The following is a 21,636-nucleotide window of genomic DNA, read 5'->3' on the forward strand; positions in this document are numbered from 1 at the left end:
AGGAGGACGGGGCGTGACAGGGGAACAGTTGAAGGCGTTGCGGGAACGGCGCGGCCTGACCCAGACGCAGATGGCGGCGTTCGTCAACGAACTCACCGGCCGCAAATACGACAAGCAGCGGCTGAGCAAGTGGGAGACCGGCAAGGAGGCCCTGCCCCGCGACGTGCTGGGACGGCTTCTGCTGCTGGATCTGGAACGGCCGGAAAGCCCCCTGCCCCGCCGCGGCACCACCGTCGCCGTCGGACTGCAGAAAGGCGGCACGGCCAAGACCGCGACCTCCATCAATCTCGCTTTCATCCTGGCGCGCGCCGGCAACCGCGTGCTGCTGGTCGATGCCGATCCGCAGGGCAACGCCACCGTGCATGTCGGCGTGCCGCAGACCGACGTGGTGGCGCTGACCGAGGCCGGGAAGGTCCTCTACCACGCGCTGATGGGCAAGACCCCGCTCGATGCGGTGATCCGACCGACCAGCGTCGAAGGGTTGGACGTCGTTCCGTCCAGCATCGCGCTGGCGAGCGCCGACACCGAGCTGCCGGGCAACCTGACCAACGCCCAGACCGCGCTGGCCGAGATGCTGGACGGCGTACGCGAGCGCTATGACGTGATCGTCATCGACTGCGCCCCCAACCTCGGCGCGGTGACCATCAACGCGCTGACTGCCGCCGATTACGTGCTGGTGCCCTGCCAGGCGGAGCCGCACGCCATCCTCGGCGTCAGCGCCTTCCTCGACACCGTCGCGAAGATCCAGCGGCGGCTGAACCCGCGGCTGGAGGTGCTGGGCATCCTGCCGACCATGGTCAATCCGCGCCAGACCCAGGACAAGTCGTCGCTCGACGACATCCAGCGCCTGTGGGGCGACACCCGCCGCGTGTTCCCGCCGGTGCCGCGCGCGACCATCTACGCCCAGGCGGCCGGCGCCAACGTCATCACGCTGGATGCCGACATCGGCGCCCCCGGTGTGGAGAGCTATGCCGCCATCGCCGCCGCGCTGCTGACCGCCATGGGCCGCCTGCAGGAGACCGTCGATGCCGCCTAAGAAGCTGACCCGCCAGACCGCCGCCACCGTGCTCCAGGCCAAGGAAGCCGGCTTTGCCGCCGAAACCGACCGCATGTTCGGACTGAGCGGTGTGTTGCCCCGGCTGGTCGAGGTCGATCTGGACGCCGTGGAGACCAACCCCGGCCAGCCGCGCACGGTCTTCGATGACGAGTCCCTGCGCTCGCTGGCGGACTCCATCGACCGTCACGGGTTGCAGCAACCGGTGCTGGTCCAGGAGGGGGCGGAAAAGGGCCGCTATCGGCTGGTTGCCGGCGAGCGGCGGCTGCGCGCCCACCGGCTGCTCGGCCGCGGCACCATCGCCGCGATCATCACCAAGGGCCGTCCGGAAGAAATCGCGCTGATCGAGAATGTCCAGCGCGTGGATCTGGATGCCATCGACCTCGCCCGCGGCCTGTCCCAGCTGATCGAGGCGCATGGCTACACCCAGGCGGAGGTGGCGGCGGCCGTCGGCTGTTCGGAGGCCGAGGTGTCCAAGCGCCTGAAGGTGCTGCGCCTGCCCGAAGACATCCTGGCCGACTATCGCGCCAACCCGGACGCGGTCTCCCGCTCCGCCCTGGTCGAACTGGCCTTCGTCGAGGACGAGGCGGAGCTGCGCCGGCTTTGGCAGACGGCCCGCACCGGCGGGTTGACGGTCGGTGCCGTGCGGGCGGCCCGTCCGGCGGCATCCTCCACGGCCGAGCCGATGCGGGTGCTGGGCAAGGCGATCAACCGCATGGACAAGGATCTGGCCGCCATCGACACGGTCGCCCAATCCTTGCAGCGCGAACATCGCGAAAGGCTGCAGGCCCTGCGCGACCGCATCGATGCCCTGCTGAACGGCTGAGGGTTTCGAACGCGAAAGCACGTTTCAGTTGCTTCGGAGAGGACGCGCGACCGCCGGTTGCTTTCGAACGCGAAAGCCTCTGGCGGTCGTCCAGGGTGACCGCCTGCCCTGCCCCATGGTAAGGATTGCCGGCAAGACTACGACGCGACGGATCAGCGATGCCGGCTGTGCAGAGACGACATTTCCTTGGCGCGTTCGGAGGCTTTCTCGGAGCCGCCGCGCTGTCCGGCGCGCTGCCGCGGCCGGCGCTGGCCGCCGCCGGAGCCCTGCGCATCGGGCTGAAATCCTTGCCGGCGGCGCTCAATCCGCTGACCGTCAGCGATCTGGTCGCGCGGCAGATCCTGGGCTCGATGTATGAAAGCCTGACCAGTGTCGATACGCAGGGCCGCATCCTGCCGGGTCTTGCCACCGCCTGGGAAGCCTCGGAGGACGCGCGGCGTTGGCGGCTGACGATCCGCGACGGCGTGACCTTCCACACCGGACGCCCCTTCACCGCCGTCGCCGTCAAACGCAGTTTCGAAGCGGCTCTGGCGGGTGACGGCGCCAACTTCGCGGTGCTGGCCCTGTCCAAGGTCCGCGGCTTTCGGGAATTGCGGGCAAAGACGACCAGCGGGTTGTCGGGCGTCACCGTGATCGACGACCGGACGCTGGAGGTGGTCTGCGACGAACCCAACGCCGTCTTCCCCTTCGCCCGCATCCACATCGTCGATGTCGAGGCGGCCGAGCAGGCCGGCCCCGACTGGTTCCGCACCATGTCGGCGGGCACCGGACCCTACCGGCTGGCCCGCTCGACCGAGGGCATCCGCATCGATGTGGAGGCCAATCCCGGCTGGCGCGGCGGTGCCGTCCCATTCGAGCGGGTGTCCTTCCTCGCCACCGGCATCGGCAATGACGGCATCACGCTGTTCAACGACAGCCAGATCGATTTCACCTTCGTCGACACCGATGCGTTGCGCGGGGTGATGGACGATCCCGGCTTCAAGCGGTCGCTGACCAACGTGCAGCGGATGCAGATGCGGGTGGTGGCGCTTGATCTGCGCCGGGTGAAGGCCTTTGCCGATCTCCGGGTCCGCCGGGCGATGTCGCTGCTGATCGACCGCAACGCGGTGGCGGAGCGCTTCTTCCGCGGCGTGGCTGCCGTCCATAACGGCGTCGTTCCGCCGGCTCTGCTGTCGAACGAAAAGCTGGAGCCGCTCGTCTACGACCCGACGCTGGCGGCGCGCCTGCTGGAAGAGGCGGGCTATCCGGCGGGGCGTGGCATCGATCCCTTCACGGTCAGCGTCATTCCGGAATACCGGCGCGAGTTCGTCTATTACGTGTCGCAATGGAACAATGCCGGCATTCCGGCGAAGCTGGTCACCGCCCCGCGGCAGGAATTCATCGCCCGCTCTCGCCGGCGCGACTACGATTCCTTCCTGTTCGGCTGGACCGCCACCTACCCCGACCCGATGAACTTCCTGGACGAGCTGTTCAGCAGCCGCAGCCGCTTCAATCCCGTCGGCTGGTCCAATGCGGAGTTCGACGGCTTGGTCGAACGCGCGATGGCCATCGCGGACCCCGACCGCCGCGCCGAGGTCTACAAGGACGCCGAGTGCCTGGTGATGAAGGACATGCCGGTGATCCCGCTGGTGGTGCCGGATTACGTGGCTCTGCGCGGCAACGTGCTGAGCGACAATTTCATCACGCCGTTCGGCGGCCTCAACTTCGGCTGAACCGGCATAGGGCAGGGTGACGCGGGCAAGAAAAAAGCCCCTGTCCGGCTGACGGACAGGGGCTTTTCGCTGAAGCCGCCGGGTAGCGTCAGGCGTCCTGCGATCCCGCTTCACGCAGGCAGTCGGCGCTCTTGGCCTCACGGAGGCAATCAGCGGCCTTCGCCTCGCGGAGGCAGTCGACAGCTTTCGCTTCGCGCAGGCAGTCGGCGCTCTTGGCCTCACGGAGGCAATCAGCGCTCTTGGCCTCGCGGAGGCAATCAGCGGCCTTCGCCTCACGGAGGCAGTCCGCCGCCTTGGCTTCGCGCAGGCAATCCGCGGTGGCGAACAGGTTGGCGCTGTCGGCGCGGGCGGCGGCCATGCGGTCGGCGGGGACGGCGACGCCGTTGTGGTGGAGGTACTCGCCATACACCGCCTCGCAGAAGCGGAAGTAGGCGCGGGTGTCGGCGACGATGAACTCGTGCCACAGATCGTCGCAAGCGGCGGACTGCGGAACGATGTCGCGGTCCGGATGCTCGGCGCAGGCCAGCAGGAAGGCCTTCAACTGGTGCAGCGCGATCTCGGACGTGGCGCGGGTCATGCCCGCGGCGACCGCCCGGTCGACCACATAGCCGAAGTCGAAACCGGCGATGATGTTCCGGGCACGCGTGATGTCGGTCGTGGTGGCGCCGCGCATGGAATCCTCCGAGTTTGCTTGTTTCCAGCCCGTGAAACGGGTTGCAGGACTGGTTCCGGGCATGGCGTTAATGTTGTGCCACAGCACAGCCGGATATGTGAGTTTATTTTTGGTCCTAAGCATCCGGCGCCCGGCCGATGACTTCTGCCGACCAGGGGATCGACGAGGGTCTTATGCGGGGCGGGAGGTATCGGCGGCGACGGACAGGGCCGGCCGCGAGGCGGTCATCGCCTCCACCAGCGTCGACAGGCGGTCGGGCATGATCGGCTTGGCGGCCACGATCACGCCCATCTCCGCCGCCCGGCTGGTCACCGCCCCGTCGAGCCGGCCGGAGATCAGCACCGCCGGAATGCGCAGGCCCAGCCGCGTCCATACCTCGGCGATGAAATCCAGGCCGTTCTCGGTGGCGGACAGGTGATAGTCGGCGATCACCGCGTCGGGCCGGACGGTTCCGTCCTCCACCGCCCGCAGTCCCTGCGAGACGGTGGAGGCGCCGACGACGCGATGTCCGGCACTGGTCAGGAACATGGTGATGGCGGACAGCACGAAGCTGTCGTCGTCGATCACCAGGATCGCGATCTCCCCGTCCTTGGGGGCGTCCGCCAGCGTCGCCATCGGTGCCGCAGGGGTAGGGGCAGGGGCGGGTGGAGCGGCGGAGGCGGCCGGCCGGACCACCGGAACAGTGGCTCCAGGCTCCACCGCGGCGGTTTCCACCGCAACGTTCTCCACCGCGGCGGTCTCCACCGGGGCCAGCGGAATGGTGACGGAGAAGACCGATCCCTTGCCCAGCGTCGAGCGCACCTTCACCGGGTGGTCCAGCACCGTCGCCAGCCTCTTGACGATCGACAGCCCCAATCCGATGCCGTTGTCGCGGTTGCGCTCCGGGTTGCCGATCTGGTGGAACTCCTCGAAGATGGCGTCCAGCCGGTCTTCGGGGATGCCGATGCCGGTGTCCCGCACCTCGACGATCAGGGTGCCGCCGGACTCCAGGCAGGCGACCTGAACCTGCCCGCTGGCCGTGTAGCGGATCGCGTTGTCGATCAGATTGCCCAGCAGGCGTTGCAGCAGAATGCGGTCGGTCACCACCGGCGCGCGGTGTTGCGGCACGGCGAAGGCCAGCCCCTTGTTGCGCGCGACCGGGCCGTATTGCGAGTCCAGCGCGTCGAACAGGTCGGCGACCTCGTGCACGGCCTTGTTCGCCGTGACGCCGCCGGCGTCCAGCCGCGACACCTCCAGCAGCTCGTCCAGCAGCTGCTTCAGGGTCATGACGACCTGTTCGATCTTGCGCGCCGATTCCGCCACCTTCGGGGTGGGGGCGGTGGCGCGCAGCATCGCGGTCAGCATCAGCAGCGATTGGGCCGGCTGGCGCAGGTCGTGGCTGGCGGCGGCCATGAACTTGGCCTTCGACGCCACCGCCTGCTCGGCCCGTTCCTTGGCGACGCGCAGGTCGATGGCGTTCTGCCGGAAGGTGGCGAGCGCCTTGGCCATGCGGCCGATCTCGTCGTCGCGGTGGCGCACCGGCACGTCCACCGACACGTCGCCCGCCGCCAGATCGGCCATGGCGCGGGTCATGCCGGCGATGGGCAGGGTCATGCCGCGCGTCGCCCACACCACCCCCAGGACCACCAGCAGGAGGGTGACGGCGCCGGTCCCGCCCAGCACCAGCACATGGTGGCGGATGGCCGCGTCGGTCGGGCCGGTGTCCAGCCGGACCAGCAGTGTGCCGATGCTGCGGACGGCGCCGGTCCGGTCCAGGTGGGTCAGCGGCACGGTTGCCGCCGTTGCGGCGGCTTCGCTGAGGATGGTCACGCCCGGCTTGCGGAAGGTGGCGAAGCGTTCGCCATGGGTCCCCAGGATCACCGCCTCGGCGAAGCTGTCGATCGAGCGCAGCGGCATCAGCGCCGTCACCGCCTCTTCGGGATCGAGGTCCCACAGCGCGTTCGCCACGTCGTCCAGCACGATCCTGGTCGCCATCTCCGCCCGGATGGCCAGTTCGGCCCGCGTGTTGCGCACGTCGGCCTGGATCAGCACCACCATGGGCACGGCGATCAGCACCGACACCAGCAGCACCGCCGATGCCGTCGTCCGGGCGACCAGGCTCCGTGAAAAAACCTTGAACAGCATGCCGAAGCCCACGAAAACACGACGACCACGAACCATTCGCGCGGGTCATCCTAACCGAATCGGCAGCCGAACACGACAGCCGCGTGGTGCCGGTCCCGCCGCCGGCATTGACAGGTGAGCGGTTCGCCCGCTTTCAGCGGCAGGACTATATAAAAAGCCCATATGACTGTTTCGAATCGCTTCTTTTTCTTGTTTGATTGCCTGTGTAAAAGTTCGCTCCGGATTTCGGACTGCGGAATTGGGACGGGATCGGGATTGCCGCTGGGGGGCGGAGCATGGGAACCGGCATCATCATCGCCCTTGCGCACGGCGTCGGGCTGCTGGCGCTGGTCCTGCTCGCCTACCGCTATGTGTTGCGGCGGTTCGGGGCGCGGCGCCTGCCCTTCGCCCTGCTGTCCGGCCTGCTGTTCGGCGTGGCCGCCGCCATCTCCATGCTCGACGCCTACCCGGTCGAGGGCGGGGTGCTGGTCGACCTGCGCAACGCGATGATCGGGCTGGCCGGGCTGTTCGGCGGCTGGCCGGCCGCCCTGATCTCCGCCCTTGCTGCCGGCGGGGTGCGGCTGTGGCTGGGCGGCATGGGCTCGCTGACCGGCTTGGCCGGCATCCTGCTGACGGCGTTGGCGGCGCCGCTGCTGGCCCGGCCGATGGAGCGGTGGGCCGCCGGCAACAGCGGAGAAGGGAAGGGCGCCTACGGCTTCGCCCTGCTGGCCCTGTTCGGCCTCGCCATCACCCCGCTGACCCTGCTGGCCTTCCTGCTGCTGCCCGACCTGGGGCTCGCCCTGCGGGGGCTGGCGGAGGCGGCGCTGCCGCTGACCGCCTTCACCGCGCTCGGCATCGGCCTGCTCGGCACCATGCTGGCGCGCGAGCACCGCCGCGTCGCCGACGAGAACGCGCTGGCCGAGAACGCCGCCCTCTTCCGCGCCGTGTTCGACAGCTCCGCCGACAGCCTGGCGATCATCCGCGTTGGCGACAACGGCGGCTTCATCCTGCACAGCGCCAACGCCGCCGCCCAGCGCGCGATGGGCGACCGCGCCGCCGACGCGGCCGGCAAGCCGCTGGACAGCCTGCTGCCGCCCGATCTGGCCGCCAAGGCGATGGCCGACCTGCAATCCTGCATCGACGCCGGCGCCCCTACCCGCTTCGAGGAGCAGCACACCCACGACGGCGTCACCCGCTGGTGGGAGGTGTCGCAGGTGCCGATCCGCGACGACAGCGGCGCCATCGTCATGCTGTCGGTCGGCGCCCGCGACATCACCCGCCGGCACGAGGCCGAACGCGCGATCCGCGCCAGCGAGGCGCGCTATCGCCTGCTGGCGCGCGGCGTCACCGACATCATCGGCCGCATCGGTCTGGACGGCGTGCGCCATTTCTGTTCGGAGGCGACGCGCGACAGCCTGGGCTGCGCGCCCTCCGACCTGATCGGCCGCCCGTTGGTGGAGCGGGTCCACCCCGACGACCGCGACGCGCTGTCGGCCGGTCTGGCCCGCCTGACGCCCAACCGCCCGACCCTGAAGACCACCTACCGGCTGCGCCATGCCGATGGGCGCTGGGTGTGGATCGAGGCGGCGGTGCGGCTGGTCACCGACGACTGGGGCGCCCCGCAGGACTACGTCAGCGTCGAGCGCGACGTCACCGCCCGCAAGATCATGGAGGCGGAGCTTCAGGACGCCCGCCAGGCCGCGGAATCGGCCAGCCGCAGCAAGACCGAGTTTCTGGCCAGCCTGAGCCACGAGCTGCGCACCCCGATGAACGCCGTCATCGGCTTCGCCGACCTGATCGCGCGGGAGTCGGAAGGGCCGGTCGGCAACGCCCATTACCGCGACTTCGCCGTCAACATCCGCGACAGCGGCCAGCACCTGCTGGAGCTGATCAACGAGATCCTCGACTATGTGCGGGCGGAGGCCGGGCAGCTGGTGCTGGACGACGAGGCGGTCGACCTCGACGCCGCCGCCACCTTCGCCATCCGCCTGCTGACCCCGCGCGCCGCCCGCGCCGGCATCGTCCTGTCGGCGACGGTGGACCCCGCCGCCCGCTTCCTGCGCGGCGACGAGCGGCGCCTCCGCCAGATCCTGCTGAACCTGCTGTCCAACGCCGTCAAATACACGCCCTCCGGCGGCGCCGTCTCGCTGACCGCCGGCCCCGCTCCTGACGGCGGCCTGCTGCTGGAGGTGCGCGACACCGGCATCGGCATCCCCGAACAGGATCTGGGCCGTGTCCTGCTGGCCTACACCCGCGTCGAGAGTCCGGCCAACCGCCAGACCGAGGGCGCCGGGCTGGGCCTGCCGCTGACCCGCCGGCTGGTGGAGCTGCATGGCGGCACCATGACCCTGTCGAGCCGGGTGGGGGAGGGCACCACCGTCACCCTCCATTTCCCGCCCGACCGTCTGGCCGACGAGAGCGGCGGCACCGCCCGCCCGCCGTCGGACCGGCCCAGCCTGTCGATCCTGATGGTGGAGGACGACCACAACATCCTGGAGCACGGCTGCGCCCTGCTGCGCAGCTGGGGCCACCGGGTGATCGGCGCGTCCGGCGCCGGCGAGGCCCTGGTGGTGCTGCGCGGGGACGAGCCGCTGGACCTGCTGTTCAGCGACATCGTGATGCCGCCGGGCATGAACGGGGCGGAGCTGGCGCGCGAAGCGCGTCGCCTGCGCCCCGACCTTCCGGTTCTGCTGGCCTCGGGCTTCGCCGCCCATGCGGTGGTGGCCGACGACGTGGCGCTGGGCGGCTACGACCTGATCGCCAAGCCCTACGACCCGCTGGAGCTGCGCGACCGTCTGGCCCGCCTGCACCCGCTGGCCCCGTCTCCGCCCCTGGCCTCACCCCCGGCCCCACCCCTGTCTCCGCCGCAGCCGTCCCCCGAGCCGCCCGCCCCGCCGGTCCAGCCGGCCGCGGAAGCCCCGCCGCCGCCCATCGCCGAGCCCATCGTCAAGCCCGTGCCCGAGACCATGACCGGGGCCGCGGCCGAGCCTCCAGCCCCGCCGCCCGCCCCGCAGCCCGCGTCAACGCCCGGCCCCGCGGCATCGGCGCCGGGCTCCCTGCGCATTCTGGTGGCGGAGGATGTGGAGATGAACCGCCTGCTGGCCGTCACCCTGCTGAAGCAGGCCGGCCACAGCGTCGCGGCGGTGGAGGACGGGGCGCAGGCGGTTGCGGCGGCAGGGGCGGTGGATGGGCGCGAGCCGTTCGACGCGATCCTGATGGACGTGAACATGCCGGTGATGGACGGCCTGGAGGCGACGCGCGCCATCCGCGCCATGCCCGGCCCGGCCGGCCGCGTCGCCATCGTGGCGCTGACCGCCAACACCTTCCCCGACGACATCGCCCGCTGCTACGAGGCCGGCATGGACTGCCATGTGCCCAAGCCCATCGACCGCGTGCTGCTGCTGACCGAGATCGCCCGCTGCGTCGCGTCACGGCGGGCGGTGGAGGCTATGGGGGAGGGGTAGGGGGTGAAATGGCGTGGTCCGACCTTTGCAGATGACCGGAGAACTGCCGATTGGCGAATTGTGGATGAAGTCTGCTTCGCGTAAGGAAAGGCAGCAGTACTCGTGACGCAGTTCGGAATATAGATCCATATGCACACGGTGGTTCCCGTATCCGCTTCGCTTGCGATTATCTGTGAGCCTTGCAGAGTGAGATTCAGGGATGTGGGATCAGCTATCGCATACCGATGTATGATGGCAATGTCCGGAAAAGACTGCTGCCGGCCATCCTGTATTGTTCATACAATGTAAACTAAGTTATTGTAACCCAAGCTAGTCATGGGATATACGCCGAAACCCTTACGGTGCTGGGGAAGTGACAATGGACGTTGTAGCCCTTTTGAAGCCTTATCTGTCTGAGATCGTGTCGGGCCTCATCGGCATCCTCGCTGGAGCAACCGTCACTTACACTGTTACGAAAAGCAATCGAGCGTCTACCGGGGGGGCCATCGTGGATCTGTCTGGCTCCAGGACTGGGGGAGATATGATCAATGGCGATAAGATCGGTGGCGACAAAGTGGGTGGGAACAAGGTCCTCGCCCGAGACATAAATGTCAATCGCTAGGCTCATTTGACGCAGCCATGGCCAACGAACTCATTCCGCTCAGCCAAAACGCGAAGCTACCGCTTGGGAGCATACAAGATTATGTAGCGGGTAACAAAATTGAAGGTGATCAGTTCAACGCGACCAACGCTGTCCAGAATGTCACTGGGGCACAACCGACCGTTAACAATAAGATTGCTAAAGCAGAGATAAACCTGCCGACTAACCTTACCCCGATTCAGCGCCTCCTCCAGAAGCTGGACAATGAAGTAAAGGAGAACACCCAAATCCAGGGGAAGCTTAGTTGCTTAGAATGTTGGTATGATAATCATTCCGTTGACGGCATTGATGGGCTTGTGAAAAAGCTGAATCATGCTGGTCGCGAGGCTCAGATAACAAGAGCGCTTAGGTTTAAAGAGTCATTTGTTAAAGTTCTTGATGAATGGTCTTTATATCCTTCTGCGCAACGAATACTAGGGAGGTGCTTGGCCGACGCCGAAGGGGAATATAACGACTACATACACCCCTTAGTAGAAGAATTACCTCTCGAGACGATAGACCGACTTGTTACAGAGAGAATTGTAATTCCTATTTCTGATCAATTTGGGGGCGGCGAACTCGACATGGATCGGCGCACGACAACAGGAATGGTATATTGGCTCGCTGAACAATGTCATATCAGGTGGCATAAATGACGCAGATTTCTTATCAACCGGCATACGATGCTTACCATTCGCTTTTTCGCCTTGTGCAACTTCTTTATGCATTGGAACACAGGTCTGCTACGCTTCCATTCTCTCGCATTTGTTCGTTCTTTATTGCATTTCCCCACTTTATGACTGAGATTCGGTATCCGCGAGAGATTGCGCACTTCAGGAGAAGCTTATCTAAATTGTATCGGAAAGACTCCTACGTCCGTCTGCCAAGTAAAATAGCACTTTTTGAAAATATGCGTCCATTCCATGATGCTGCAGTGCAGACGCTCGTTGTTCAAGGGTACGTAGAGCGGGAGCAATATATAGTGGGTTATCTGACAAGAACTGCTAAGAAGATAGATAATAAACTGCTAGAAATGGTTAGGGAGCGCAACGAGCAAAATGTATTACTATTCGATGCCATGCAGAGGATTTCAGCCTATCCCCTTGATGGCGTAAATGGAATAAAACACAGAACAGGACTTATGGAGCACAGGTATGACTCTATTCACTCCAACACTTCAGGTGCGTCGTCTCGTAATTCGCTGCCGTAACGTTTCTGTTTTTGACGAGAATTTCCATTCTGGGGTTAACATTATTCGTGGAGAAAACTCTTCTGGAAAATCAACTCTTTTGAATATTCTTTTCTATGGACTTGGCGGCTTCACCCCACAGTGGAGCGATGCGGCACTACGTTGCGATGGTGTTTTTGTGGAAGTTTTAATAAATGGCAACGTTGCAACGCTTTTTCGCTCAATACAAAAGGACACGCGCCAGCCAATGGAAATTTATGGTGGAGCTTATGATGAAGCTATTATTAGTCCAGTCTCTCAATGGATAAAATATGGATACCTGCGTACAGAGAGCCGAGAAAGTTTTTCGCAGGCTCTATTTAGGCTTTTGGGTATACCGGAAGTTTATAATGAAAATTCTGGTGGACTAACTATGCATCAGCTTTTAAGAATACTCTATTCTGACCAGCTAAGCCCGATAGAAAGCCTATTCCGCATCGAGCCTTTCGATACAGCTACTATTCGTGAAGCCGTTGGAAGGTTGCTTTGCGGCGCATTTGATACCGAATTCTATGAAAACCAGATTTATCTTCGGCGGATGCAGAAGGAATATGATGAGGTCTCTGCGGAGTTGCGCAGCCTTTACTCGGTGTTAGGTCAAGTCGGTGAGAGTCTCTCACTTCATTCCGTTCGAGAAGAACGGCAAAAGATTATTAACATGATTGGACAAGCACGCTCGGATGTCGAGCAGGCCAGAAAGGCATCTCTCGTCGAACAAGAAATGCATGCACTCTCGCTTGAGCAGGCTGAGCAGGTTTATGCTGCCTTGGAGAAAGCTCAGGGCACTGTATCGAAAGTTCGGGAGGATAAAAATGCCTTGATATTGGAAATAGCTGATTCAGATGCTTTTATCAATCACCAAAAATCAAAACTCAAAAGCCTTCAAGAAGCTTCTGCTGCAAGTAATGCGTTTGGCACTGTAGAATTTATATCATGCCCAGCTTGTCTGGAACCCATAAAACATCAAGAGCATAGCCACTGCCACCTTTGCCATCAGCCTTTGAGTGAAAACGCGGGACGAAATCGTTTTATCCATATACTTAATGATGTAACTATTCAGATTAGACAATCCGAAATTCTTCAGCGCGAGCGCTTTGAAGAGCTGAAGAAAATCGAGGCTTCTGAAACTGTAGCCTTGAACGAGTGGCGTCAGTTGGCAACGGCATACGGTGAAGTGCGCGCTGCGCCAAGCTCCAAAAGCGATCAACTTATATCGGAAGCAAATCGTAGAATTGGATACCTTCAAGGTCAACTTGAGAACATTGAATCGCGAGAGAAGATTGTTAAGAAGCTCACTCAAATTTCTGATCGGAAAGAGAAGATTAATGCAAATATTAGTAGGTTGCAAGAGCGCAATTATAACCTCATGCTGGCTCAGGAATCCAGATATCAGGAAGCTAAAAACCACATCGCATCGCATATAAAGATTATTCTTAGAAAAGATCTCAGAAGGCAAGATGCATTTGAATATGCTGATGATGTGTGGTTTGACTTCGGTGGTAATCGCATAACAGTCAATGATCAAGAGTACTTTTCAGCAAGCTCTCGCGTAATATTGAAAAATACATTTTTTGCCGCCTTCCTTCTCGCTGCCATGGAAGATAAAAAATTCCGGCATCCACGCTTTTTCATCATGGACACTATCGAAGAACATGGAATCGAGCCGGTAAGGAGCCAGAATTTTCAAAACATTCTGCTCGAGTATTTCGCAGAAACGAAAGTTGACGCGCAAATAATATTCGCGACAGCTAATATTAGTCCTGATGCAGATGACGAAGCCTATACTGTCGGACGATTCTTCACGCGTGACGAGCCGACATTGCTATTCGAAGGAAGCGCATCTCATTAGATGATTTGCTTCTAGCGTATTACAGTTCTAGGCAGACATCCGCTTCCGTATTGAAGCGGATGTCTCTACATTCGGCTACGCTCAGGAATTTTCACAAAACTCCCCCAACGCCGGACCAAATTCCTATACCCTCTCCGCCCAGGTCCAACCCCTTCGCGGAGCCCCACCATGCCCCTCGATAGCCGTACCTTCCAGAACGACCGTTTCCCCGCCTGGGCCGAAGAACCGCCGGTGCCGTCCGAAGGCTCGCTGGTCCCCGGTTCGCAGTTCCATGACGAGCAGTGGATCATGGCCGCCGGCATGCTGGCGCGCGGCAACAGCTTCCTTCAGGTCTCCCGCGCCATGGGGTGCAGCCGCACCACGCTCTGGCGGGCCTATTACGGCTCCAAGGATTTCCGTCACAGGGTGTGGTGGGAGCGGCAGGCGCTGAACCGCGAGGCCGAGCTGCGCCTGTCCTCGCTGCGCATCCTGGTGGCCGAGCAGATCGAGCGGCTGGTCACCTCCGGCGATGGCACCACCGTCCGCTGGATGGCCGAACGGCTCGGCCTGTTCGACGGCCTCGACCGTCCGGCCTCCAGGCGGCAAGCCGCCGACCAGGACTCGCCGCCGGCACCCCGGCCGGCCCCCAGACCGGAGGATCCGCCCGCCGTCACAATCCCCGAACTGGACGACGACATCCCCGGCGAACTGCGCGAGCGGATGGCGCCCGATCCCGCCATGGTCGCCGCCATCCTGGCCCGTCCGGAGGGCGAGGGTCCGAAGGGCGTCTTCCCCTGGACCCTCAACGAGTACGAGCATTTCCCCAACCTCAACCCCGGCCCGGTCAGCCGCCGCGCCGCCGGCCCCTTCTCCCATCCGCGCTGACGGCTCCGCCGGCCGATGCAACATCCGCCGAATCCTGTTCCACGCCGTTCCACCCCCCTGATGAGTCCGCCGATAAGCCCACCGTGACCGGCCCCGCCGGACTGTCCGACCGGGATGCTTGATCGCGCCGCCGATCTGTCCGACCCTGCGTGTCCGTTCGAACACCCGAGGATCACGCGATGACCGCCGGCCCCGCCTTCACCCCAGGCTTCACCTGTGTGCTCGACGCCCGTGCCAAGCTGGGGGAGGGGCCGGTCTGGTCGGTGGACGAGCAGGCGCTCTATTGGGTCGACATCAAGGGCCGGGCGCTGAACCGCTTCGATCCGGCCACCGGGACCAATCATGCAATGTCTCTGCCGGAGGAGATCGGCTGCGTCGCCCCGCGCAAGGGCGGCGGCTTCATCGCCGGCCTGCGCTCCGGCCTGTGGCAGCTGGACGGGGAGGGGGGATTGGTCACCTGTCTCGCCGCCAATCCGGAGGACCAGGGCGCCAGCCGCTTCAACGACGGCAAGACCGATCCCGCCGGCCGCTATCTGGCCGGCACGCTGGACGAGCCCAAGGCCGGCGGCAAGGCGCATCTCTACCGCTACGACCGGCGCGGGCTGGCGGTGCTGGCCGGCGGGCTGCTGACCTCCAACGGTCTGGCCTTCAGCCCGGACGGGCGGACCCTGTACCATTCCGACACCCCGACCTTCACCGTCTACCGCTACCGCTACGATCCCGCCACCGGTGCCGTCTCCGACCGCGAGGTCTTCGTCCGGCTGGAGCCGAAGGACGGCGACCGCGGCCGGCCGGACGGTGCGGCGGTGGATGCCGATGGCTGCTATTGGTCGGCGCTCTACGAGGGCGGGCGGGTCGCGCGCTTCTCCCCCGCCGGCGAACTGCTGTCGGAGCATCCGGTGCCGGCGCGCTGCCCGACCATGGTGGCCTTCGGCGGTCCCGACCTGCGCACCCTCTACGTCACCACCGCCAGCGCCGGCCGCCCCGCCGACGAGCTGGAGCGCCTGCCGCAGTCCGGCGGCCTGTTCGCCATGACGGTCGATGTGCCGGGCCTGCCGGTCCCGCCCTTCGACCCGGCGGCCTGACGATGTTCCGCAAGTTCGTCTATCTGCTGGCCCTGGCGCGCGAGAAGCATTTCGGCCGCGCGGCGGAAAGCTGCCACGTCTCGCAGCCCACCCTCTCCAACGCCATCCGCCAGCTGGAGGAGGAGCTTCAGGTCCCCATCGTCGAGCGCGGCCAGAAGTTCGAAGGATTCACGCCGGAGGGGATGAAGGTCCTCGAATACGCCCGCCGCATCGTCGGCGAGCGCGACAACCTGCGCCACGAGCTGCTGGCCCTGGCCCAGGGCGTCACCGGCCATCTACGGGTGGGGGCGATTCCCTCCGCCCTGCCGGTGGTGCCCCATGTGCTGACGCCCTTCACCACCCGTTTCCCGCACATCCGCTCCACCGTCGTGTCGCTCAGTTCGCGCGAGATCCAGCGCGGCCTCGACGAATTCGAACTCGACGCCGCCATCACCTATCTCGACAACGAACCGCTGAACAACGTCCGCACCCTGCCGCTCTACACCGAGCGCTACCACCTGCTGGCCCACCGCCACGACTTGTCCGACGAGCAGATCGCCCAGGGTGCCGTGACCTGGGAAACGGCGGCCGGTCTCCGGCTCTGCCTGCTGACCCCGGACATGCAGAACCGCCGCATCGCCGACACCGCCTTCCGCATGACCGGGCGGACGGTGCAGCCGGCGATGGAGACCAACTCCATCGTCACCCTCTACACCATCGTCCGCGCCGGCAGCTGCGCCAGCATCGTTCCCGGCCAGCTGCTGACCTTCGTGCCCCCTCATCCGGATATCGTCGCCCTGCCGCTGGTCGATCCGGAGCTGAGCCACGTCGTCGGCCTCGCCTATGCCGACCGCGACCCGCCGCCGCCGCTGGCCAAGGCGCTGGCGGTGGCCGCATCCGACGCCGACATCGCCCAGCGCGTGGCGATCAGCGTCGCCGAGGCGATGATCCCCTGGCGGGTGGCGATCCGCTGACGGGCCGCTCTTGATAGCCGAAAGCTATCAGCCAATCGGAAAATACAATTTGCTGGCATTCCGTATCCTCCGCCACTCTGACGGTGCCGGGCGCTGAGAGACGTCTGGAAAAAGCCAACAGAGCCAAGCCAGAACGACGCCCACCCCAAGTGCGGCGCGGACGATCGCAAGGAGGGAAACCCGTGAACGCTAGCCATCCGTGGAGCGCTGAGCGCGCCAGGACGATTGTCGAAGACAATCGGCATCTGCGCGGCGCCCTGCTGCCGATCCTTCACGCCCTGCAGGAAGAGTTCGGCTATATCGACGAGGAAGCCATCCCCCTGCTGGCGACGGAGCTGAACCTCTCGCGCGCCGACGTGCATGGCGTCGTCTCCTTCTATCACGAATTCCGCCGCGAAAAGCCCGGCCGCCACATCATCAAGGTCTGCCGGGCCGAGGCCTGCCAGTCGATGGGCGCCAACGCGCTGGTCGACCACATCAAGAAGCGCCTGCAGGTCGATTTCCACGGCACCACCGCCGACGGCGCCTTCACGCTGGAACCGGTCTTCTGCCTGGGCAACTGCGCCCTCTCCCCCGCCGTCATGATCGACGAGAACCTGCACGGCCGGGTCTCGCCCGACCGCTTCGACGAACTGGCGGCGGAGACGCGGACCAACCCGCAGGCCCACCAACAGATCCCCCGGCAACTCCACGGGGCCCTCAGCCACTCCCACAAGGGTCACGCGCAATGAGCGGCCACCTGATCACCGTCTTCGTCCCGCGCGACTCCGCCGCTCTGTCGGTCGGCGCCGATGCGGTCGCCGCCGCCATCCGGGCCGAGGCCGCCAAGCGCGACCTGCCGGTGCGCATCGTCCGCAACGGCTCCCGCGGCATGCTCTACCTGGAACCGCTGGTCGAGGTCGAAACCCCGGAAGGCCGCGTCGCCTACGGCCCGGTCACCCCGGCCGACGTGCCCGCCCTGTTCGACGCCGGCTTCCTGACCGGCGGGGAGCATGCGCTGGGCCACGGCCTGACCGAGGAAATCCCCTATTTCAAGAAGCAGGAGCGCCTGACCTTCGCCCGCTGCGGCATCATCGATCCGCTGTCGGTCGAGGACTACCGCGCCCATGGCGGCTTCCGCGGTCTGGAGAACGCGCTGGCGATGTCCCAGGCGGAGATCGTCCAGGCGGTGACCGACAGCGGCCTGCGCGGCCGCGGCGGCGCCGGTTTCCCCACCGGCATCAAGTGGAACACGGTGATGCAGGCCAAGGCGGACGAGAAGTTCGTCTGCTGCAATGCCGACGAGGGTGACAGCGGCACCTTCGCCGACCGCATGATCATCGAAGGCGACCCCTTCTGCCTGATCGAGGGCATGACCATCGCCGCCATCGCGGTGGGCGCCACCTCCGGCTACGTCTACATGCGCTCGGAATACCCGCACGCCACGGCGACCCTGCGCCACGCCATCAAGCTGGCCTATGACGAGGGCTGGCTCGGCGACAACATCCACGGCACCAACCGCAGCTTCCATCTCGACGTTCGCGTCGGCGCCGGCGCCTACATCTGCGGCGAAGAAACCGCGATGCTGGAAAGCCTGGAGGGCAAGCGCGGCATGGTCCGCGCCAAGCCGCCGCTGCCGGCGCTGGAGGGCCTGTTCGGCAAGCCGACCGTGGTCAACAACGTGCTGTCGCTCTGCTCAGTGCCGATCATCCTCGACAAGGGCGGCGAGTATTACCGCGACTTCGGCGTCGGCCGGTCGCGCGGCACGCTGCCCTTCCAGCTCGCCGGCAACATCAAGAACGGCGGCATCGTCGAGAAGGCCTTCGGCATCACACTGCATGAACTGCTGTACGAGTATGGCGGCGGCACCATCACCGGCCGGCCGATCCGCGCGGTGCAGGTCGGCGGCCCGCTCGGCGCCTATCTGCCGCCCTCGCAGTTCGACCTGCCCAAGGATTACGAGGCCTTTGCCGCGCAGGAGGCGATGGTCGGCCATGGCGGCATCGTCGTCTTTGACGACAGCGTCGACATGGCCCAGCAGGCCCGCTTCGCCATGGAATTCTGCGTCGCCGAATCCTGCGGCAAATGCACCCCCTGCCGCATCGGCTCCACCCGCGGCATGGAGACGCTGGACAAGATCATCGCCGGCAAGAATGTCGACGCGAACCTCGAACTGCTCGCCGACCTCTGCGACGTGATGGTGGACGGCTCGCTCTGCGCCATGGGCGGCATGACGCCCTATCCGGTGCGCAGCGCGGTGAAGCACTTCCCCGAAGACTTCCGCAAAAAGACCCCGGCCGTCCGCGTCACCCACATCGCCGCCGAATAACGAGCGACCCAGGAGCACCCGAGATGACCCTCATCCACGAGACCGACTACGGCACCCCCGCCCGCGTCTCCGAGACCCTGGTGACGCTGGAGATCGACGGCCGCAGCATCACCGTTCCCGAAGGCACCTCCGTGATGCGCGCCGCGATGGACGCCGGCATCACCGTGCCGAAGCTCTGCGCGACCGACAGCCTGGAGCCCTTCGGCTCCTGCCGCCTCTGCGCCGTGGAGATCGAGGGGCGCCGCGGCACTCCGGCCTCCTGCACCACGCCCGTCGCCCCGGGCATGAAGGTCCACACCCAGACCGACAAGCTGGCCAAGCTGCGCCGCGGCGTGATGGAGCTGTACATCTCCGACCACCCGCTCGACTGCCTGACCTGCGCCGCCAACGGTGACTGCGAGTTGCAGGACATGGCCGGTGCCGTCGGCCTGCGCAACGTCCGGTACGGTTTCGACGGCGAAAACCATCGCGCTGCCGCGAAGGACGAGAGCAATCCGTACTTCACCTTCGACGCCTCCAAGTGCATCGTCTGCTCGCGCTGCGTCCGCGCCTGCCAGGAAACCCAGGGCACCTTCGCGCTGACCATCGACGGGCGCGGCTTTGCCTCCACGGTGTCGCCGGGCGCCAAGGAAAGCTTCATGGACAGCGAATGCGTGTCCTGCGGCGCCTGCGTCCAGGCCTGCCCGACCGCGACCCTGACCGAGAAGTCGATCATCGAGCACGGCCAGCCGGAGCACAGCGTCATCACCACCTGCGCCTATTGCGGCGTCGGCTGCTCCTTCAAGGCGGAGCTGCAGGGCACCACGGTGGTGCGCATGACGCCGTGGAAGAATGGCGGCGCCAACGAGGGCCATAGCTGCGTCAAGGGCCGCTTCGCCTGGGGCTACGCCACCCACAAGGACCGCATCATGAAGCCCATGGTGCGCGAGAAGATCACCGACCCGTGGCGCGAGGTGTCGTGGGAGGAGGCGATCGCCTACGCCGCGGAGCGGCTGAAGGCGGTGCAGGCCAAGTACGGCCGGGGCTCCATCGGCGGCATCACCTCGTCGCGCTGCACCAACGAGGAGGTCTATGTCGTCCAGAAGATGATCCGGGCCGCCTTCGGCACCAACAACATCGACACTTGCGCCCGCGTCTGCCATTCGCCGACCGGCTACGGCCTGTCGCAGACCTTCGGCACCTCGGCCGGCACGCAGGATTTCAAGAGCGTCGACAAGTCCGACGTCATCCTGGTCATCGGCGCCAACCCGACCGACGGCCACCCGGTGTTCGGCTCGCGCATGAAGAAGCGGCTGCGCGCCGGCGCCAAGCTGATCGTCATCGACCCGCGCCGCATCGATCTGGTGCGCAGCCCGCATGTCAAGGCCGAATACCATCTCCAGCTCCAGCCCGGCACCAACGTCGCGGTTGTGAACGCCATCGCCCATGTCATCGTCACCGAAGGGCTGGTGAACCGCTCCTTCGTCGAGGAACGCTGCGATTCCAAGGAGTTCGCGAAGTGGGAGGCGTTCATCGCCGAGCAGCGCAACTCGCCGGAATATCTGGAATCGCGCACCGGCGTCCCGGCCGATCAGGTCCGCGCCGCCGCCCGCCTCTACGCCACCGGCGGCAACGCCGCGATCTATTACGGCCTGGGCGTGACCGAGCACAGCCAGGGCTCCAGCACGGTGATGGCGATCGCCAACCTCGCGATGGCGACCGGCAACATCGGCCGCGAGGGCGTCGGCGTGAACCCGTTGCGCGGCCAGAACAACGTGCAGGGCTCCTGCGACATGGGCTCCTTCCCGCACGAGCTGCCGGGCTACCGCCATGTGTCGGACGATCTCGTCCGCCAGGAGTTCGAGGCCGCCTGGGGTGTCACGCTGGATCCGGAACCGGGCCTGCGCATCCCCAACATGTTCGACAGCGCCCATGACGGCAGCTTCCGTGGCCTGTTCGTGCAGGGCGAGGACATCGTCCAGTCCGACCCCAACACCACCCACGTCACCTCGGCGCTGGAATCGCTGGACATCGTCATCGTCCAGGACCTGTTCCTGAACGAGACGGCGGCCTTCGCCCATGTCTTCTTCCCCGGCACCTCCTTCCTGGAAAAGGACGGCACCTTCACCAACGCCGAGCGCCGCATCAACCGCGTCCGCAAGGCGATGCCGTCCAAGGTCGGCAAGGACGAGCATTGGGTCGCCTGCGCGCTGGCGACGGCGATGGGCTACCCGATGCACTACGAGACCACGTCCGAGATCATGGACGAGATCGCCCGTCTGACCCCGACCTTCCGCGGCGTCAGCTTCGAGAAGCTCGACCGCGTCGGCAGCGTCCAGTGGCCCTGCACCGGGTTGGAGGACGACGACACCGGCATGGCGATCATGCATGGCGAGAGCTTTGCCCGCGGCCTCGGCCGCTTCGTCATCACCGAATATGTGCCGACCGACGAGCGGACCACGCGGATGTACCCGCTGGTGCTGACCACCGGGCGCATCCTTGCCCACTACAATGTCGGCGCTCAGACACGCCGCACCGCCAACGTCGCCTGGCATCCGGAGGACGTGCTGGAGATCAACGCGGTGGACGCCGAGATCCGCGGCGTCAAGGACGGCGACATGGTGTCGCTCGCCAGCCGCATGGGGGCGACGACGTTGCGTGCCGTCATTTCCGACCGCATGCCGGCCGGCGTCGTCTACACCACCTTCCACCACCCGGTGACCGGCGCCAACGTCATCACCACCGAGAATTCGGATTGGGCGACCAACTGCCCAGAATACAAGGTGACGGCGGTGCAGGTCGCCCGCAGCAACCAGCCGTCGGACTGGCAGGTCGACTACGCGAAGAACGACGTCGAGCGCAAGCGCATCGCTGCCGCCAATGTCCTCGCTGCAGAATAACGTCCTGAGGAGTGGGAAG

At 65.1% G+C, this 21,636-nt stretch carries 15 protein-coding genes; 13 read left to right on the top strand and 2 right to left on the bottom strand.

Going from position 1 to position 21,636, the window contains the following annotated elements:
- Positions 1–13: 13 nt before the first annotated feature.
- From FZ983_RS30135 to FZ983_RS30145, 3 genes are all read left to right on the top strand, one after another.
- Entirely contained in the window at positions 14–1,036 is a 1,023-nt protein-coding gene (locus tag FZ983_RS30135) for an AAA family ATPase (RefSeq protein ID WP_149228247.1), read from the top strand.
- On the top strand, positions 1,026–1,880 hold the full coding sequence (locus FZ983_RS30140) for a ParB/RepB/Spo0J family partition protein (protein WP_149228248.1): 855 nt from the start codon (positions 1,026–1,028) through the stop codon (positions 1,878–1,880). Before FZ983_RS30135 ends, FZ983_RS30140 begins: the two co-directional genes overlap by 11 nt.
- A 158-nt stretch (positions 1,881–2,038) precedes the next feature.
- Positions 2,039–3,592: an ABC transporter substrate-binding protein gene (locus FZ983_RS30145; RefSeq protein WP_149228249.1), complete on the top strand. Its 1,554-nt coding sequence runs from the start codon at positions 2,039–2,041 to the stop codon at positions 3,590–3,592.
- Between the two features lie 88 nt (positions 3,593–3,680).
- Here FZ983_RS30145 and FZ983_RS30150 read toward each other — a convergent pair whose 3' ends face one another.
- Both FZ983_RS30150 and FZ983_RS30155 read right to left on the bottom strand, forming a co-directional pair.
- A complete protein-coding gene (locus FZ983_RS30150) occupies positions 3,681–4,265 on the bottom strand; it encodes a hypothetical protein (RefSeq protein ID WP_149228250.1) in 585 nt (194 codons plus the stop codon).
- 171 nt (positions 4,266–4,436) lie between these two features.
- Complete coding sequence (locus FZ983_RS30155) at positions 4,437–6,425, bottom strand: HAMP domain-containing sensor histidine kinase (protein WP_247884043.1); 1,989 nt, start codon at positions 6,423–6,425, stop codon at positions 4,437–4,439.
- A gap of 239 nt (positions 6,426–6,664) precedes the next feature.
- On the opposite strand from FZ983_RS30155, the gene FZ983_RS30160 reads away from it, so the two are divergent.
- The 10 genes from FZ983_RS30160 (at position 6,665) to fdhF (ending at position 21,617) form a co-directional block, all read left to right on the top strand.
- Positions 6,665–9,832, top strand: coding sequence for a response regulator (locus tag FZ983_RS30160; RefSeq protein ID WP_149228251.1), 3,168 nt, complete (start codon positions 6,665–6,667; stop codon positions 9,830–9,832).
- Between the two features lie 618 nt (positions 9,833–10,450).
- Complete coding sequence (locus tag FZ983_RS30165) at positions 10,451–11,107, top strand: ABC-three component system protein (RefSeq protein WP_149228252.1); 657 nt, start codon at positions 10,451–10,453, stop codon at positions 11,105–11,107.
- A complete protein-coding gene (locus FZ983_RS30170) occupies positions 11,104–11,661 on the top strand; it encodes an ABC-three component system middle component 5 (protein WP_149228253.1) in 558 nt (185 codons plus the stop codon). The genes FZ983_RS30165 and FZ983_RS30170 overlap by 4 nt, the downstream gene beginning before the upstream one ends.
- Positions 11,606–13,528, top strand: a complete 1,923-nt coding sequence (locus tag FZ983_RS30175) for an AAA family ATPase (RefSeq protein WP_149228254.1) — start codon at positions 11,606–11,608, stop codon at positions 13,526–13,528. Before FZ983_RS30170 ends, FZ983_RS30175 begins: the two co-directional genes overlap by 56 nt.
- Before the next feature lie 168 nt (positions 13,529–13,696).
- Positions 13,697–14,392: a hypothetical protein gene (locus tag FZ983_RS30180; protein WP_149228255.1), complete on the top strand. Its 696-nt coding sequence runs from the start codon at positions 13,697–13,699 to the stop codon at positions 14,390–14,392.
- Between the two features lie 179 nt (positions 14,393–14,571).
- A complete protein-coding gene (locus tag FZ983_RS30185; RefSeq protein WP_149228256.1) occupies positions 14,572–15,477 on the top strand; it encodes an SMP-30/gluconolactonase/LRE family protein in 906 nt (301 codons plus the stop codon).
- A 2-nt stretch (positions 15,478–15,479) separates the two neighbouring features.
- Positions 15,480–16,430, top strand: a complete 951-nt coding sequence (locus FZ983_RS30190; RefSeq protein WP_149228257.1) for a LysR family transcriptional regulator — start codon at positions 15,480–15,482, stop codon at positions 16,428–16,430.
- Between the two features lie 182 nt (positions 16,431–16,612).
- Positions 16,613–17,161, top strand: coding sequence for a formate dehydrogenase subunit gamma (locus FZ983_RS30195; RefSeq protein ID WP_149228258.1), 549 nt, complete (start codon positions 16,613–16,615; stop codon positions 17,159–17,161).
- Positions 17,158–18,738, top strand: coding sequence for an NADH-quinone oxidoreductase subunit NuoF (locus FZ983_RS30200; RefSeq protein WP_149228259.1), 1,581 nt, complete (start codon positions 17,158–17,160; stop codon positions 18,736–18,738). Before FZ983_RS30195 ends, FZ983_RS30200 begins: the two co-directional genes overlap by 4 nt.
- Positions 18,739–18,761: 23 nt before the next feature.
- Positions 18,762–21,617: a formate dehydrogenase subunit alpha gene (fdhF, locus tag FZ983_RS30205; protein WP_149228260.1), complete on the top strand. Its 2,856-nt coding sequence runs from the start codon at positions 18,762–18,764 to the stop codon at positions 21,615–21,617.
- Positions 21,618–21,636 lie beyond the last annotated feature (19 nt).

Origin of the sequence: Azospirillum sp. B21, from assembly GCF_008364825.1 — a bacterium.
Taxonomy (GTDB): domain Bacteria; phylum Pseudomonadota; class Alphaproteobacteria; order Azospirillales; family Azospirillaceae; genus Azospirillum.